Here is a 15,546-nt window from a genome sequence, read left to right as displayed (position 1 = left end):
CTGAATGCAAAAATAGCTGAAAATCCGGCCGGAAAGATTATCGGGCCGGATCTTCGGTTTTCATGGCGTTCACATGGCGATTATCGCCCGGCGGGTCAAGCCTGTAAACGCACTGTTAGTTATTCGTTTGCGGCGCAGGTGCGTCGTCGGACGGTGCCGTATCGTTCGCGGCGCCACCATCCTGCGGCTGCGACTGCTGTTGATTCGGCGCGATCTTGTTGATGATCTCGGCCGGGAGCATCGCCTGAACGTTCTCAGGAAGCGCGGATTTCAGCTTTTCGACCATCGAATCGAGGAAAGGCTTCGATTTCGCGTTGTTGACCCAATCAGGACGGGCAGGCGGCGCGACCAGCCAGTTCCAGAAGGCGACGACGACGACCATCAGCAGCAGGCCGCGGGCGGCGCCGAACAGAAAGCCGAGCGTACGATCCAGCGCGCCGATGCGGCTGTCGATGATGAAATCGGCGATCCTGATGGTGATGAAGGAAATGATGATCAGTGCGATGAGGAAGATGACCGCGGCAGAGGCGATCGTCGCGATACGCGTGTCTGCCGTGTAGCGCAGCGCATAGGGTACGAGCAGCGAATAGAGATAGTAGGCGGCGACGGCCGAGCCGCCCCAACTGACGATCGAGAGGATTTCGCGCGAAAAGCCGCGCACCATGGCCAGAACGGCGGAGAACAGGATGACGCCGATAACAATACCGTCGAAAATCGTAATGGGCATGTATAATCCACTCCAAGACTTGCCATGCCAAGCACGGCTGCCATCGGCCTCACTATGCGCCTCTCTTGCCGTCAAGAACGGCTGAAGTAAGGCTCAGTCTTCGTCTTCCGCACGCTTGAGCGCGCCTTTCGATCCGGCAATGCGCGCCACCAGATCCGGCAGGCTGTCGATCTCGCTCCAGCGTCCGCCATTGCCTTTCGGCAGGTCGGCGGAGGCAGTCGGGAGAAGCGCTGCTGAAAATCCCAGCTTCTCGGCTTCCTTGAGGCGCTGGCCGGTGTGCGCAACCGGCCGGACGGCGCCCGACAGGCTGACTTCGCCGAAATAGACGCAATCGGCGGGAAGGGCAATACCGGCCAGGGAGGAAACCAGTGCAGAAGCGACGGCAAGGTCGGCAGCCGGCTCAGAAATGCGATAACCGCCGGCAATATTGAGATAGACGTCGTGCTGGCCGAGCCTCACGCCACAATGCGCCTCGAGAACTGCGAGAATCATCGATAGCCGCGCTGAATCCCAGCCGACGACGGCGCGCCTCGGCGTGCCGAGCGATGTCGGGGCGACCAGCGCCTGTACCTCGACCAATATCGGCCGCGTGCCTTCCATGCCGGCAAAGACGGCGGCACCCGGCGATTTGGAATTGCGTTCGCCCAGAAAGAGTTCGGACGGATTGGCCACTTCGCGCAGGCCCATATCGGACATTTCGAAAACGCCGATCTCGTCGGTTGGGCCGAAGCGATTCTTGACTGTGCGCAGGATGCGGTAGTGATGGCCGCGATCGCCTTCGAAATAGAGAACGGCATCGACCATATGCTCGACGACGCGCGGGCCGGCGATCTGGCCGTCCTTGGTGACGTGGCCGACCAGCACCATCGCGGCGCCCGTCTGCTTGGCAAAGCGGATCATCGCCTGCACGCCGGTGCGTACCTGCGTCACCGTGCCGGGCGCGGATTCAGCAAGCTCGCTCCACAGCGTCTGGATGGAATCGATGATGACAAGATCCGGCCGCTTGCCTTCGGCAAGCGTCGCCAGGATATCCTCGACATTGGTTTCGGCGGCCAGCATCACGTCGGTGTCTGCGGCGTGCAGCCGCTGGGCGCGGAGGCGAACCTGTGCCACCGCTTCTTCGCCGGAGACATAGACGATCTTGTGTCCGCGCCGGGCAAGGGCGGCAGCCGCTTGCATCAGCAGTGTCGATTTGCCGATGCCGGGATCGCCGCCGACCAGCACGGCCGAACCACGCACGAAACCGCCGCCGGTCGCCCGGTCAAGCTCGGAGATGCCCGTATAGATGCGCGGCGCTTCCTCGATTTCGCCGGACAGCGCCGTCAACGTCACCGCTCGACCCTTCTTCGGCACCTTGGCGGGACCGCCGCCGATGCCGCCCATCGGATCTTCCTCGACGATGGTGTTCCACTCGCCGCAGCCGTCGCATTTTCCCGCCCAGCGATTGTGGATCGTGCCGCAGTTCTGGCAGATGAATTGTGTACGGGCTTTTGCCATCGGATGCTGTTCTCAATGTTCGAATGCTTCGCTCTTCAAAGCGAATCGCGATCGGCTGTCAGATAATGTCTTTCGCGGCCTATCAAAACTAATGATTTCCGCATCAACGGCGATCGTGTCAGGCTTATGCCAGCTTTTTGATGGATGATGACCGATGTTCGACTATTCGCTTGCACACTGGATCGCGTTTCTATCCGCAGCGACACTTCTCAATCTGTCGCCGGGACCGGACATCGCCTTCATTCTGGGCCATACGGTCAGAAGCGGCATACGCTCAGGTTTTGCTGCACTGTTTGGCATATGGAGCGGCGCGTGTCTGCATGTGCTCATGGCGGCCGCCGGGCTGTCGGCAATCTTGGCCGCCTCCGCGATCGCCTTTTCGACAATAAAATGGGCGGGGGCCGCTTATCTCATCTGGCTCGGTATTCAGGCGCTGCGCTCGAAGGGCGAGGGTGCTTGGATCAAGGAGACGGGCAAGACATTGCCGTGGAGCCGGATCTATCGGCAGGGTATTTTCGTGTCGTTGCTCAACCCGAAAGTAGCGATCTTTTTTCTCGCCTTCCTGCCGCAGTTCGTCGTTGAAGGCGCCGGTCCGGTCTGGGCGCAGCTCCTGCTGCACGGCAGTCTCATCATCGTGGTCGCCGCCTTCATCGAGCCGCCGCTTATCCTCCTCGGCGGCCGTCTCACTGAGGCGCTGCGGCGCAATCGAAGCGTCGGCTTGTGGCTGGATCGTGGGCTTGGCGCGCTGTTCGTGGCCTTGGGCGTCCGCCTGGCGATCAGCACGCGCTGAGATCGGCTATTCCTCAGCCTCTTCCGAAACATACCGTCGCTCATGCCGGAGCCCCAGGCTCGTCAGCATTTCGTAGCCGATCGTACCGGCTGCCCGTGCCGCGTCGTCCACGAGAATATTGCTGCCGAAGAGTTCGACATAGTCGCCTGCGCGGACGAGATTGTCCGGCAGATCGGTGATGTCGAAGATGGTGAGGTCCATCGTGATGCGGCCGGCAACAGGAACCCTGTGGCCGGCGATGAAGCCATGGCCGCCGGGCAGGTCGGTCTGGCGCAGCGGTACGCCGCCGCTCGACTGGCCGCGCATATAGCCGTCGGCATAGCCGGCGGAAACGATCGCCAGACGGCTGTCACGCGTAAGCTGCATCGCCCGCCCATAGCCGACGGTTTCGCCGGCTTTTACGAAGCGGGTCTGGATGATCCGCGCTTCGGCTGTCGCGACCGGGCGCATCGGATTGGCGATACCGGGGACTGCCTCGCCGCCATAGGTGGCGATACCCGGACGGGTAAGATCGAAATGATATTCCGGGCCGAGAAAGATGCCGGCGGAATTGGCAAGGCTCGCCTCGATGCCTTCGAAGGCGGCGCTCACCTTGCGGAAAGCTTCCAGTTGCTGCCGGTTCATCGGATTGGCGGGATCGTCGCCGCAGGCAAGGTGGCTCATGACCAGCACCGGCGCAAAGCTTGCCGGGCGGGAGACGTCGTCGGCAAGCGCCAGCGCATCCTCCATCGGCAGGCCGAGTCGGTTGAAGCCGGTGTCGACCTGTAGCGCACAAGGGTAGTCGCCATAATCCGACAGCACCGACATCCAGAAGGTGAGCTGCTCTTCCGAGGCTATGACGGGAACGAGATCGTTTTCGAAGAAGACGCGCTCCATGCCAGGCCAGATGCCGGAGAGCACGAAGATGCGTGCATCAGGAGCGTAGAGCCGCAATGTCGCGCCCTCATCGGCGGTCGCAACGAAGAAATCGCGGGCGCCGGCCAGATAGAGCGCCTCACCGACATCCTCGATCCCGAGCCCATAGGCGTCCGCCTTGACGACGGCTGAGGTGCGGGCGCGTCCCGAGCGGTGCGCCATGTCGCGCCAGTTCTCGACAAGGGCGTCCAGATCGACCGTCAGCCGCAGGCCGGCAGCGGCGAAAGCGTCATTGTCGTCGAAACTATCTGTCATGAAACCGCCTGAACGAAAAATGGCCGGAGGGGACTGTTGCTCCGGCCAGGATAGTGATCATCGCTGCAAAGAGAAAGTGCTGCACTGCACATATGTGCCGTGAGCGACCGTCATCAATGCTCCTCGTAGGGGGAGAAGGATGGGTCGGCGAGGTCGGCGAAGCGGGTGAATTCCGACTGGAAGGCGAGCTTCACCGTACCGGTCGGCCCGTGGCGCTGTTTGGCGATAATGACATCGGCCGTGCCCTTCACCTTTTCGAACAGGGCTTCCCATTCGGCGTATTTCGGATCGGCCGGATCGCGTGGTTCGGAGTTCTTGACATAATACTCTTCACGGAACACGAAAAGCACCACGTCGGCGTCCTGCTCGATCGAGCCGGATTCGCGAAGGTCAGACAGCTGCGGCCGCTTGTCGTCGCGGCTTTCGACCGCGCGCGAGAGCTGAGAGAGTGCGACGATAGGAACGTTCAGTTCCTTGCCGAGCGCCTTCAGGCCGGTGGTGATCTGGGTGATTTCCTGGACGCGGTTCTCGTTCGATTTCCCCGAGCCGGTCATCAGCTGAACGTAGTCGACCACGAGAACATCGAGGCCGCGCTGTCGCTTCAGGCGCCGCGCGCGGGCAGACAGCTGGGCGATGGAGATACCGCCGGTCTGGTCGATGAAAAGCGGCACCTTCTGCATCATCATCGAGCAGGCGACCAGCTTTTCGAAATCGGCATCGTTGATGTCGCCGCGGCGGATCTTCGACGAGGAGACTTCCGTCTGCTCGGAGATGATACGGGTGGCGAGCTGTTCGGACGACATTTCCAGCGAGTAGAAGCCGACAACGCCGCCGTTCTTCGCCTTGGTGGAGCCGTCCGGCTGCACTTCGCCTTCGAAGGCGGCGGCGATGTTATAGGCGATGTTGGTGGCAAGCGATGTCTTGCCCATGCCGGGACGTCCGGCGAGGATGATCAAGTCAGAGCGCTGCAGGCCGCCCATCTTGCTGTCGAGCGAATGAATGCCGGTGGAAATGCCCGACAGGCCGCCATCGCGTTCCTTGGCGACGGCCGCCATGTCGATCGCCAGCGCTACCGCGTCGTTGAAGGCTTGGAAGCCGCCGTCGTAGCGGCCGTTTTCGGCAAGCTCGAACAGCCGGCGCTCGGTGTCCTCGATTTGGCTCTGCGGCGGCATGTCGAGCGGTGCGTCATAGGCGATGTTGACCACGTCCTCGCCGATGGTGATCAGCGCGCGGCGCAGGGCAAGGTCATAGATGGCGCGGCCGTAGTCCTCGGCATTGATGATCGACACGGCTTCGGTGGCGAGGCGGGCAAGATATTGCGCTACGGTCATGTCGCCGACCTTGTCGTCGGCCGGCAGGAAGGTCTTGATCGTCACCGGATTGGCGGTCTTGCCCATGCGGATGATGTCGCCCGCCACTTCGTAGATCTTCCGATGCAGCGGCTCATAGAGATGGATGGGCTTCAGGAAGTCGGAGACACGGTAATAGGCGTCATTGTTGACGAGAATGGCGCCGAGCAGGGCCTGCTCCGCCTCGATATTGTTCGGCGCCTCGCGGTAATGCGCTTCGGCGGGAGCAATGGCGGCAATGTTGCGCGCAGCTTCGTTCATTTTCCGTCTCTTCGTCTCTTGGTGTGCCGAATGGTTTGCGACGTTCCGGTGTCACGGTCAATTGCAGAAGAGCGTTGGCGTGGTGCGCGAGACGAATTCGCTCGCGCTATTCACGTTGTTCCACTCATCCACAGGGACAAACTCTCCGCAGTAAAAAAGTCTTTGTCGCTGGCTTGCAATGGAATTGCCGACGCGCGAATCACTTATGCAGAATGTCTGACGATGATTTTAACTCAGCCCGCCCCGGCATACATCGGTAAACTGGCGGTCGCCCTTGTAAAAATGAAAAAATCCAGCTATTTCCTAGAAATAGGGTAGGTTTTTAATCATATAAAGTAGGTATATGCCGGGTCAGCCACAACGCCGAGAAATCTTCGACGAGCTTTCCGCTTTTAATCGGAAGCTTAGGGCGGCGTTCGACAGCCTGGTGCGCGAGCATGGAATGACATTGGCGAGAGCCCGGGTCTTCCATAAGCTGTCGCGCCGTGATGGTATCAATCAGCGGGAACTCGCCGACGAGCTCGAGCTTGAGACCCCGACACTGGTCCGCATTCTCGACGCCATGGAGGCGCAGACTTTCATCGAGCGTCGCGCTGTGCCGTCGGATCGGCGCGCCAAGCAGATTTTCATGACGGAATCCGGAAAACTCGTGGCCGCCGAAGTGGAGGCTCTTGCCAGCGGCGTGCGGGCGGATATCTTGCAGGGAATTCCGGACGAGGATATCGGCATGGCTCTCAAGGTCATCCGTGCCATGACTGCAAATCTGCAGAATGTGGGCAAGTCATGAGGTGACGTATGAGCGGTGAGCCAGGCCCGATCGCAAATGCGAAAGCCACCGCCGCCGCACCTGCTGTTCAAGCTGCTCCACCGCCCATGCCCGGCTGGAAGATGCTGCTCTACATCGCTGCATCCGTCATGTTCTTCCTGACGCAGGGCCTCGGTCTCAATCTCGCTCTTGCCAATCTCACCCAGATCCAAGGTTCGATCGCTGCGACGACCACCGAATCGGTATGGTTGTCGGCCGCCTATATGGCGCCGAACGTCAGTCTCGCCATCGCGCTGGTGAAGATCCGCATGCAGTATGGCGTGCGCAATTTCGCCGAGGTCAGCATTATCGGCTTCGTCGTCGCCTCGCTGCTCAATCTCTTCGTCTCCGACCTGCAATCGGCCATCGTCGTCCGCTTTCTGAGCGGCATTGCCGCGGCACCGCTTTCGACGCTCGGCTTTCTCTACATGCTGGAAGCCTTCGAACCGGCGAAGAAGATGACCATCGGCGTCAGCCTGGCGATGATGAACACATTGCTGGCCGCACCCATCACGCGCCTCGTCTCGCCGTCGTTGCTCGACTACGGTGAATGGCGCGGGCTCTATACGCTGGAAATGGCACTGGCGCTGCTGGTCATGCCGATCATCTATCTGCTGCCGCTGACGCCGCCGCCGCGCGTAAAGGTTATCGTCTTCGGGGATATCATCAGCTATCTGCTGATCGCCATCGGTTTCGGCTGTCTGGCTGTCGTTCTCTCCGTCGGGCGGCTTTACTGGTGGTTGGAAGTGCCCTGGCTTGGCGTGCTGTTGGCGATCAGTATCGCCAGCCTGACGCTCGCCGCCGTCATAGAGCTGCGCAGGGCGACGCCGCTGATCGACGTCCGCTGGCTGCTCAGTCCGGCAATCCTGCATCTGACCGGCATTCTTCTGCTCTTTCGCATCATCTTCGGCGAGCAGAGTGCGATCATCATGACGTTCTATCAGAATGCCGTTGGCCTGCTCTATGACCAGCTCTCGATGCTCTATTGGATCATCCTGGTTTTCACGATTTTCGGCGGCCTCGTCTGCACGGTGCTGATGCGCTATGGGCTGAGCTGGCAGATCCAGTTTGCAGCGCTCGTCATGATGGCGGCGGGCGCCTTCATGGATGCGCAGGTCACCACGTTGACCCGGCCCGAGCAGATGTTTCTCAGCCAGGCGCTGGTCGCGGCGGGAGCGGCTCTTTTCCTGCCGCCTTCCATGTCCGAGGGCTTCAAGGCGGCCTTTTCGAAAGGTCCGCCTTATCTGGTGACCTTCTTCGTGGTCTTCACCTTCACGCAGAGTATCGGCGGCCTGATCGCCTCGGCATTCTATGGAACGCTGATCGTTATCCGCGAAAAATTTCATTCCGCCGTACTGACCGAGCGCGTGCTGCTGACCGATCCGCATGTTGCCCAGCGTGTCAGCCAGCTTTCATCATCCTACGGCAAGGTGATCGGCGACAGCGCGCTCTTGAAGGGCGAGGGTTTGGCGCTGCTCGGTGCGCAGGTTACCCGCGAGGCCAATACGCTCGCCTATGCCGATGCTTTCCTGGTTGCCGGCGTAATCGCCGTCGTATCGCTTGCCGGACTTTCGCTGCATGTATTCTACCGCTTCATCAAGGCGCGGCTGGCCGACAATCGGCCGCAGACCGTAGCATCCAACCCCTGAGGATATGAAATAGCGCCATGTCGAGGCTCGTTCGCTCCCCCATCGAAGTCATTGCCGTTCTTGCCGGTGTCGGCGGCGTCATGCTGGTGCTTTATGCCTGGCATCTGCCGCCCTTCAAAAGCTCTGTCGAGACGACCGACGATGCCTATGTCAAAGGCTATGTCACCACCATCAGCCCGCAGGTCAGCGGCTATATCACCGATGTCCCGATCAAGGACTACAAGCTCGTCAAGCAGGGCGAGGTGCTGACCAAGATCGACGACCGCATCTATCAGCAGAAGGTGGCGCAGGCGCGCGCGACGCTGGCCGGCCAGAAGGCGGCGCTTGCCAATTCGCAGCAGCAGGAGCAAGCCGCCAAGGCCGGCATCGCCTCCAGCCAGGCGCAGATCGACAGCGCCAATGCCGCGCTGAAGCGTGCACAGCTTGCTGCAGATCGCGTCACGACGCTGGTGGCCAAGGGCGTGTCCACGACAAGTGATTCCGAGCAGGCACAGGCGACGCTGCAACAGGCGCAGGCATCGGTCAACCAGGCGAAGGCGGCCCTTGACGTATCGCAGCAGAACCTCACGACGATCATCGTCAACCGCGCCTCGCTGGAGGCCGGCGTCAGCGGCGCGGAAGCGGCCGTGCAGCTTGCCGAGATCGATCTTCAGAACGCGACCATCGTCGCACCGCAGGACGGGCGTGTCGGAGAAGTCGGCGTGCGCCTCGGCCAATATGTGACCGCTGGAACGCAGCTCATGGGTCTCGTGCCCAAGGATATCTGGGTGATCGCCAATTTCAAGGAAACCCAGCTCGACGGTATGAAGATCGATCAGCCCGCGACGATCTCGGTCGACGCGCTCGGCCACCGCCAGCTCAAGGGTCACGTCCAGCGCTTCTCGCCGGCGGCGGGCTCGGAATTCGCCGTCATCAAGCCTGACAACGCGACCGGCAATTTCACCAAGGTCGCGCAGCGCATCGGCGTCAGGATCAAGATCGACAAGGATCAACCGCTGGCGGATGATCTGGCACCGGGCATGTCGGTCGTTGTCTCGATCGACAAGGACTCCCAGCCGGAGGTTGGTGTCAACGACGACTGAAGCAATTCCGGGAAACGTACGTTGGCCCGGCTTCTATGGCCGCAAAGAAGAAAAGCCCGGATCGTGAGATCCGGGCTTTTCGATATCCAGCGAGGGGCTGGAAATTATGCGTCGTCGTCTTCGGCGTTGCCGTCGGCTTCCGGATCGAAGAAGTCTTCCGGACGCAGGGCATCTTCGTCGATGCCGTAGATGGCGTCAGCGGAGGTGAGGGTTTCGCCCTTGGTCTGACGTTCGGCTTCTTCAGCAGAACGGGCAACGTTGAGCTCGACGGTGATTTCGACTTCAGCATGAAGCCCGATCGCAACGGCGTGCAGGCCGATGGCCTTGATCGGCGTGTTCATGTGAACCTGGCTACGGCCGATGTTGAAGCCTTCAGCAGCGAGGATTTCAACGACGTCACGGGCAGCGACCGAACCGTAGAGCTGGCCGGTTTCGCCAGCCGAGCGAACGACGATGAAGGACTTGCCGCCGAGAACGTCGGCAACCTTCTGGGCTTCGCTCTTGCGCTCAAGGTTACGGGCTTCGAGCGTTGCACGCTCAGCTTCGAAACGGGTCTTGTTGGCGGCGTTGGCGCGGAGCGCCTTGCCGAGCGGCAGCAGGTAGTTACGGGCAAAGCCGTCGCGAACCTTAACCACTTCGCCCATCTGGCCGAGCTTGGAGATGCGCTCCAGGAGAATGACTTCCATTTTAGTGTTCCTTTCAGATGTCAGATTTTCGTGTCTGGTTGTTTGGGTATTTCGGCATTCTTGTTCGGGGTGAGCGCGATCGCCTTGCGCGTATCGTAGAGCCCGAGAACAAGGATGATGAAGAGCGGCACCGTCAGCATCAGCGACGTCAGGTAGCAGAGGATCAGCACGGGAATGCGCCAGTCCTTGCCACGCGTGCGATAATGCAGCGAAGCGAAGCCGGAAACGATAAAGCCGGCGCCGAAGGCGCCAAGCGTGGCGGCGCCGATCAAGGCCGGGATGCCGCCGAAGAACATGGCGACAACAGCCGCGAGAAAGACGAAGATCGCGTTGCGGTTCATGCGCAGCGCAGAGGGAATGTCCTCGCGCGGGCGCAGGTTGCGGCTGGAGGCTGCGACGATGCGGATGGCCATGTAGTAGGCGGCCAGCAGCATCATGACCCAAATCATGCCCCAGACGAGGGGAATGGCGTAGAGCATCAGCGACTTGGTCTTGTCGATCACCGCCGGATTGAGCTGAAGCTCGGGCTGCGGCTGCTGGTTCATGACGCTGACATAGGCATCGACCACCTGACCGACGAGATCGGCGTTGTAGCCCATGATCGCGCCGACGATGACGATGACGGCGGCGGCAAGGCCGCAGAGATGCAGCATGATGTCCGAGAGCGGATACCAGGCCGTCAGATGCTCGGGGCCGCCGAGTTCGGAGGCGGGACGTGCGAGATTGGCCAGGTGGCTGAGCCAGGCCGGCACCAGCGCCATGAGTACGGCGAAAAGCCCGAAGGACGGCGACTGGCCGACCGCGCCGACAATGCCGGCCGTAACGACGGCGGTGATGACGGCAATGTTGCCCCAGCCGAGGCCGACAATGAGAATAGGGAGGGCGGAGAGCGCGCCAAATAGGATGAACAGCAACGGCTGTACCGTCGCGCCATACACGAGTAAGGCAGCGGTAAAACCGGCGAGGGCGCCGATAGCCAGCACTTTAGCGTTCAAATTTTTCACGTCGCTGTCCTGCTTCGTATGAGCAGTTAGAGGATGCTTCCGACACTCTGGTCCAAAAGCCGTCCCCAACATGGGGTTTAGAGTTCCGATCCGCGCCCACCGCGAAAGGGAGAAGGGAAGGCACGAATGCCTTCCCTCAAATCATGCAGCGTCGGCTTGAATTAAGCGACGACGTAAGGCAGCAGGCCGAGGAAACGGGCGCGCTTGATCGCCTGGGCGAGTTCGCGCTGCTTCTTCTGGGAAACGGCCGTGATGCGGGACGGAACGATCTTGCCACGCTCGGAAATGTAGCGCTGCAGGAGACGGACGTCCTTGTAGTCGATGCGCGGCGCATTGGCGCCCGAGAACGGGCAGGTCTTGCGGCGGCGATGGAACGGACGGCGAACCGGTGCGGAGGAAACTTCAGACATTTCTCAAATCTCCTTATACGCGATCTTCGCGCGGACGGCGCGGACGGTCTTCACGATCACCACGGTCCGGGCGCGGACCACGATCACGGTCGCCGAAGCTGCGCTCCGGACGGTCGCCATCGCGGCGCGGACGGTCGTCGCGGTCGCGCTTCTGCATCATCGCAGACGGGCCTTCTTCGTGCTTTTCAACAGCGATCGTCATGTAACGCAGGACGTCTTCGCTGATACGCATCTGACGTTCCATTTCGTGGACGGCAGCGGCCGGTGCATCGATGTCCATCAGGGCGTAATGAGCCTTGCGGTTCTTCTTGATGCGATAGGTAAGGGACTTGAGGCCCCAGTTTTCGATACGCCCGACTTTACCGCCGTTAGCTTCGATAACACCCTTGTACTGTTCTACGAGGGCATCGACCTGCTGTGCGGAAATATCCTGTCGGGCAAGGAATACATGTTCGTAAAGAGCCATGATAGCTTCGCCTTTCTTGCGTTGATCTGCACCCGGGCTCTAGCGGCTAAGCCTCAACGACTGCTCCTGAGAGGGATAACCCCAAGCAAGAAAAGCGTTTCCGAGACGGTCGAGAGCGGAGACACGGGAGGCTGGAACGCTTCCGTTCCGACGATCTTCCCAAAGGAAAACCGGCCCTCCGTTCAGCCACCAGCCAGAAGACCGGGTTGCGAACACGGCGGCTTATACGGATTTTTGCGGGAAAGGCAAGGGGAGGCCAAGAGTGAAACACATTTGGCTACGTGTTGGTGCCGCTTGTGAAACGATAGCAGCTATGGAATTCATGCTGATGGGGTAGTGCAGGGGGTGGGTTCGTGAATATCTCAAAAAGAAAGTTCGCTTCAGCAAGTCTTGTTTTCGGGCTTGCCCTCATCGCGAATGATGCTGCGGCACGGCTAAGCTACGACGTTGGGACGACAGAGGATGGCGATAATTTTATCGTGGTGGCCGGCAGGTTTGATGCTGATGACGACTTGAGCGTATTTCGCAGCAAGGTTCTTTCTAACCACGCGCTTTCTGTCAGCTTCGATAGCGGTGGTGGGAATGTCTACAAAGCCATGGAGTTTGGCCGTCTGATCCGATCTCTGGGACTGAACACCGTCGCCGTGCGGGACTTGGTCTGTGCCTCGGCCTGTTCCCTATCATTTCTAGGTGGGATAAATCGTTTTGCCGAGCCGGGCTCAATCGGCGTTCACAAATCTTCATTTGACGATACCAGAGGAATGAATGTGGAGGACGCCGTTGCGGCTATTCAGGTGCAGACAGCCGACGTGATTTCCTACATGACCGAGATGGGCGTCGATCCCAGCCTGCTGCAACTTGCTCTCAAATACGACAGCAACGATATCCGCTATCTGTCATCGAGCGAAATGACGCAGTTCCGGGTGACAACGATGTCATTGCAGGAAGTGCAGGATTTTGAAGCCGAATCGTCATCGAATGAGCCCCCAGTAGCCAACGCGAATAAGACGTTGGCACCAAGCAAAAAGCCATCGTTGCCGCAAATTCCGGTCGCTCGAAACGGACTTATTCAAGATGACCAGGGATCAGTCTCCTTAAAGGCGAGCCGCGATATACGATCACGGACAATTGCGACTTTTGCGAATGGAAGCGGCTTGGAGATCGTCGGTCGCAACGGGGACTGGTACCAAGTGTTGATCGGTGACAAAGCCGGCTATCTGCGCCGCACATCAGTATGGGTGCGTGAATTCGACGAAAACAAGTATGGCAAGCAATATATTGAGATTGCCACTTACAAGAATTTTGAGACCGCACGATCATTCGTTCAAAATTCAAAGACTCCCCTGGCCATTCATCTGACTTCCGACGCACTTTTTGCCGTCACCGTCAGGGGTGTTTATGGCAAGAATATCTATTCTTAGCTGTTCCAGCGATTGAGAAAAAGCAAAGAGATCCCGAAGGGTGCTTTCGTCACTTATGGCAATACGTATGTCCGTGAAGTTTGCTGTGACGCGTATGTTTCGAACCGATGAACCAAGGCACTTTCCCTGACTTGGCCAGGCGCAAAGACGCTGGCCAGGTCAGGGGTTTATTCTTCTATGGAGAAGTCGGAGGTCTCCATCGGCTTGCCATCGACCGAGAATGTGATGTTGTAGGTGCCGATGGGCCAACCACTGTTCGGCCTGGTGATCGACGAATCGACCTGATTTTCATTCGTTTTGATATCGAAGCTCACTTCGTCGATCTTGTAATTCGGTGGAGCCGCTCCGGCGGTATCTACGGCTATCCAGGATACGGTGATCGTCGATCCCGATTTGATGTCATCTGTCAGGTCGGCCGATACGAATATTTTGGCGGTATCCGGGGCAAAAGTGTCTTCGGATGTCTCTGCGCCCTTGGCTGAGGAGATGACGATGTTTTCGAAGCCATCAGCCCACGCCATAGACGAGATGGCCGTAGTCGCGCTGAAGGTAATTGCCCAGATTGCATATTGGAGCCGACGCATTCCCAGAACCTCTCTTTTAGGGGGATGTTCCGGTCAAATATCAGTTTCAGTATAATTAAGGTTTAAAGCTGATAATTTCCTGGTTTAGAATAATGGATATTGGGTTGTTTTCTTCATGTCAGTGTAAACTGTAAGAAAACATATCTTTCTTAGAGTGAATTGTGCAGTTTTTTATATATGAAATCTGAAATGTGTCGATCGATTTCGATGAAATAACTATCGAAATTCATGTTTGTGCTAGAAATTGTCCTATATCGGGTGGCGAGTGTCGCCGGGCGGGTGGCGATGAAAGAGAACTGCCCATGGTGCAAGAACTCAAACATTGAAGGTCGGGAAGTGGTCTCGCAGATGCGACCCACCAGCATATCAAGATGACGGTGCCGCTATCTCGATCTTTTTTCCGTCCCGAAGCCTGCCGGAGACATACCAGCCGTCCCATTGGGAGAATTGCTCGAATACTCTCTTGTATCCCTTGCTCTCCAGCAGCCCTTGTATCGCTTTTTCCGTCTTTGGATTGTTCTCTACCGATATGAGATCGAATTTCCGGTCGAAGCTGTAGGCGGACAATATGTCCAGCTCGCTGCCTTCCGTGTCGATCGACAGATAGTCTACGGTGGGCGGTGCCTGATATTTTTCCAGCAGATCGTCCAGGGATATGGTTTCCACCTGGATGTGCTTTCCCTGGCTGCGAACGTCGGAGAAGTGGTCGCCCTTGGCGAAATCGGCGATCGCGCTCAGTTCGGGATCGGATTCATCGGTCGCGATAAACGTGACAATCTCGTTGGATTTCGAAGAGACGCATTTGTGCTCGATAGCGGCTGTTCTGTTGGCCGCGAGATCCGCGTGCCAGATTGGATTGGGTTCGGCCAGGATACCGTTCCAGTCGAATTTCTTTTCGAGCAGCCAAGTATTGCTGTTTTTCAGTCCATTGGTTGAACCGAATTCCACGAAAAACCCGTTTCTCTTTTCCGACAGCTCAAAACAGACCCATAAATCCTGCATGATCTGGGCTTTGGACCGCTCCCTCCTTGATAAGCAATAACTAATAAATCTGACGTCTTCATTCAAGATGATGTCTGATATCTGGGGCCGGTTCAGACGAATGGCATTGAATATCATTCTCTGCATAGATTTATTGCTGTGAAATCTATCGAAAATAGCTGCCATGCTGGAAAAAGTAAGTTTTCTTACATCGAACATTCTGACTATCCAGATGAGATTATAAGTCAGATCAGACTAAAGTAACTTTACGTATCGATCAATACTTATGCGCGACAATCAGGGCGCGGGCAGCTCTCATAGCGTGCGCAAAGCAAAATCAGGTGGGCAGCTGTTATCCAAGGCCGTCGTTGCGCCTCGCCCGAAAACGGGCAAGGCGCCTTATCCCTGGAGATTACATTGGCAGCGGATACACCCGATGCACTTTCTCGATCTCTGCCAATACTTCTTCCGACAGCGTCACGTTGGCTGCGCCGATATCGGTCTCGAGTTGGGCAATCGACGTTGCGCCGATGATGACGGAGGCCATGAAGGGCTTGGTGAGACAATAGGCGATCGCCAGCTTCGACGGGTCGAGATTGTGCTTGGCGGCGATCTCGAGATAGGCCTTGACCGCCGGTTCCTGCAACGGCTGCAGGCGGCCGCC

16 protein-coding genes are annotated in these 15,546 nt (G+C 58.5%); 5 read left to right on the top strand and 11 right to left on the bottom strand.

What is annotated here, in order from left to right:
- Positions 1–115 precede the first annotated feature (115 nt).
- The gene (locus PMI03_RS11155; RefSeq protein ID WP_007693015.1) at positions 116–727 is read right to left on the bottom strand and encodes a CvpA family protein; all 612 of its coding nucleotides are present in this window, start codon (positions 725–727) and stop codon (positions 116–118) included.
- Between the two features lie 93 nt (positions 728–820).
- Positions 821–2,224, bottom strand: a complete 1,404-nt coding sequence (gene radA, locus PMI03_RS11150; protein WP_007693013.1) for a DNA repair protein RadA — start codon at positions 2,222–2,224, stop codon at positions 821–823.
- A 154-nt stretch (positions 2,225–2,378) separates the two neighbouring features.
- Here radA and PMI03_RS11145 point away from each other — a divergent pair, with 154 nt between their 5' ends.
- Positions 2,379–3,014 carry a LysE family translocator gene (locus PMI03_RS11145; RefSeq protein ID WP_007693011.1) on the top strand — a complete coding sequence of 212 codons (636 nt, stop codon included), beginning with the start codon at positions 2,379–2,381 and terminating at the stop codon, positions 3,012–3,014.
- Between the two features lie 6 nt (positions 3,015–3,020).
- Here PMI03_RS11145 and alr read toward each other — a convergent pair whose 3' ends face one another.
- Positions 3,021–4,184, bottom strand: coding sequence for an alanine racemase (gene alr / locus PMI03_RS11140; RefSeq protein WP_007693009.1), 1,164 nt, complete (start codon positions 4,182–4,184; stop codon positions 3,021–3,023).
- A gap of 113 nt (positions 4,185–4,297) precedes the next feature.
- Entirely contained in the window at positions 4,298–5,794 is a 1,497-nt protein-coding gene (locus PMI03_RS11135) for a replicative DNA helicase (protein WP_007693007.1), read from the bottom strand.
- Between the two features lie 343 nt (positions 5,795–6,137).
- Between PMI03_RS11135 and PMI03_RS11130 the strand changes: the two genes are divergently transcribed.
- Genes PMI03_RS11130 through PMI03_RS11120 form a run of 3 tightly spaced genes read left to right on the top strand, consistent with a single transcriptional unit; the run spans position 6,138 to position 9,330 of the window.
- Complete coding sequence (locus PMI03_RS11130) at positions 6,138–6,581, top strand: MarR family winged helix-turn-helix transcriptional regulator (protein WP_007693006.1); 444 nt, start codon at positions 6,138–6,140, stop codon at positions 6,579–6,581.
- Positions 6,582–6,589: 8 nt separating this feature from the next.
- Positions 6,590–8,248 (top strand): MFS transporter, encoded by a 1,659-nt coding sequence (locus PMI03_RS11125; RefSeq protein WP_007693005.1) that lies wholly within the window; start codon positions 6,590–6,592, stop codon positions 8,246–8,248.
- A gap of 17 nt (positions 8,249–8,265) precedes the next feature.
- A complete protein-coding gene (locus PMI03_RS11120) occupies positions 8,266–9,330 on the top strand; it encodes an HlyD family secretion protein (RefSeq protein WP_007693004.1) in 1,065 nt (354 codons plus the stop codon).
- Positions 9,331–9,434: 104 nt separating this feature from the next.
- Here the strand turns inward: PMI03_RS11120 and rplI are convergent, their stop codons facing one another.
- From rplI to rpsF, 4 genes are all read right to left on the bottom strand, one after another.
- On the bottom strand, positions 9,435–10,016 hold the full coding sequence (gene rplI, locus PMI03_RS11115) for a 50S ribosomal protein L9 (protein ID WP_007693003.1): 582 nt from the start codon (positions 10,014–10,016) through the stop codon (positions 9,435–9,437).
- Positions 10,017–10,036: 20 nt separating this feature from the next.
- A complete protein-coding gene (locus tag PMI03_RS11110; RefSeq protein ID WP_007692997.1) occupies positions 10,037–11,020 on the bottom strand; it encodes a DUF2232 domain-containing protein in 984 nt (327 codons plus the stop codon).
- Positions 11,021–11,181: 161 nt separating this feature from the next.
- Entirely contained in the window at positions 11,182–11,430 is a 249-nt protein-coding gene (rpsR, locus tag PMI03_RS11105) for a 30S ribosomal protein S18 (RefSeq protein ID WP_004122103.1), read from the bottom strand.
- Positions 11,431–11,443: 13 nt separating this feature from the next.
- Positions 11,444–11,896: a 30S ribosomal protein S6 gene (rpsF, locus tag PMI03_RS11100; RefSeq protein WP_007692992.1), complete on the bottom strand. Its 453-nt coding sequence runs from the start codon at positions 11,894–11,896 to the stop codon at positions 11,444–11,446.
- 353 nt (positions 11,897–12,249) lie between these two features.
- On the opposite strand from rpsF, the gene PMI03_RS11095 reads away from it, so the two are divergent.
- Positions 12,250–13,317, top strand: a complete 1,068-nt coding sequence (locus tag PMI03_RS11095) for a hypothetical protein (RefSeq protein WP_007692991.1) — start codon at positions 12,250–12,252, stop codon at positions 13,315–13,317.
- A 167-nt stretch (positions 13,318–13,484) separates the two neighbouring features.
- On the opposite strand, the gene PMI03_RS11090 is transcribed toward PMI03_RS11095, so the two are convergent.
- From PMI03_RS11090 to PMI03_RS11075, 3 genes are all read right to left on the bottom strand, one after another.
- On the bottom strand, positions 13,485–13,901 hold the full coding sequence (locus tag PMI03_RS11090; protein ID WP_007692990.1) for a hypothetical protein: 417 nt from the start codon (positions 13,899–13,901) through the stop codon (positions 13,485–13,487).
- 366 nt (positions 13,902–14,267) lie between these two features.
- A complete protein-coding gene (locus PMI03_RS11080; RefSeq protein WP_007692986.1) occupies positions 14,268–15,101 on the bottom strand; it encodes an FkbM family methyltransferase in 834 nt (277 codons plus the stop codon).
- A 193-nt stretch (positions 15,102–15,294) separates the two neighbouring features.
- Positions 15,295–15,546: aldo/keto reductase (locus tag PMI03_RS11075; protein ID WP_007692984.1), on the bottom strand; the 252-nt coding region annotated here is incomplete at its 5' end.

The sequence above is a fragment of the Rhizobium sp. AP16 genome (assembly GCF_000281735.1).
Taxonomy (GTDB): Bacteria; Pseudomonadota; Alphaproteobacteria; order Rhizobiales; family Rhizobiaceae; genus Rhizobium; species Rhizobium rhizogenes.
The sequence above is the reverse complement of the archived record's forward strand: the minus strand, read 5'-3'. Positions and strand labels throughout refer to the sequence as shown.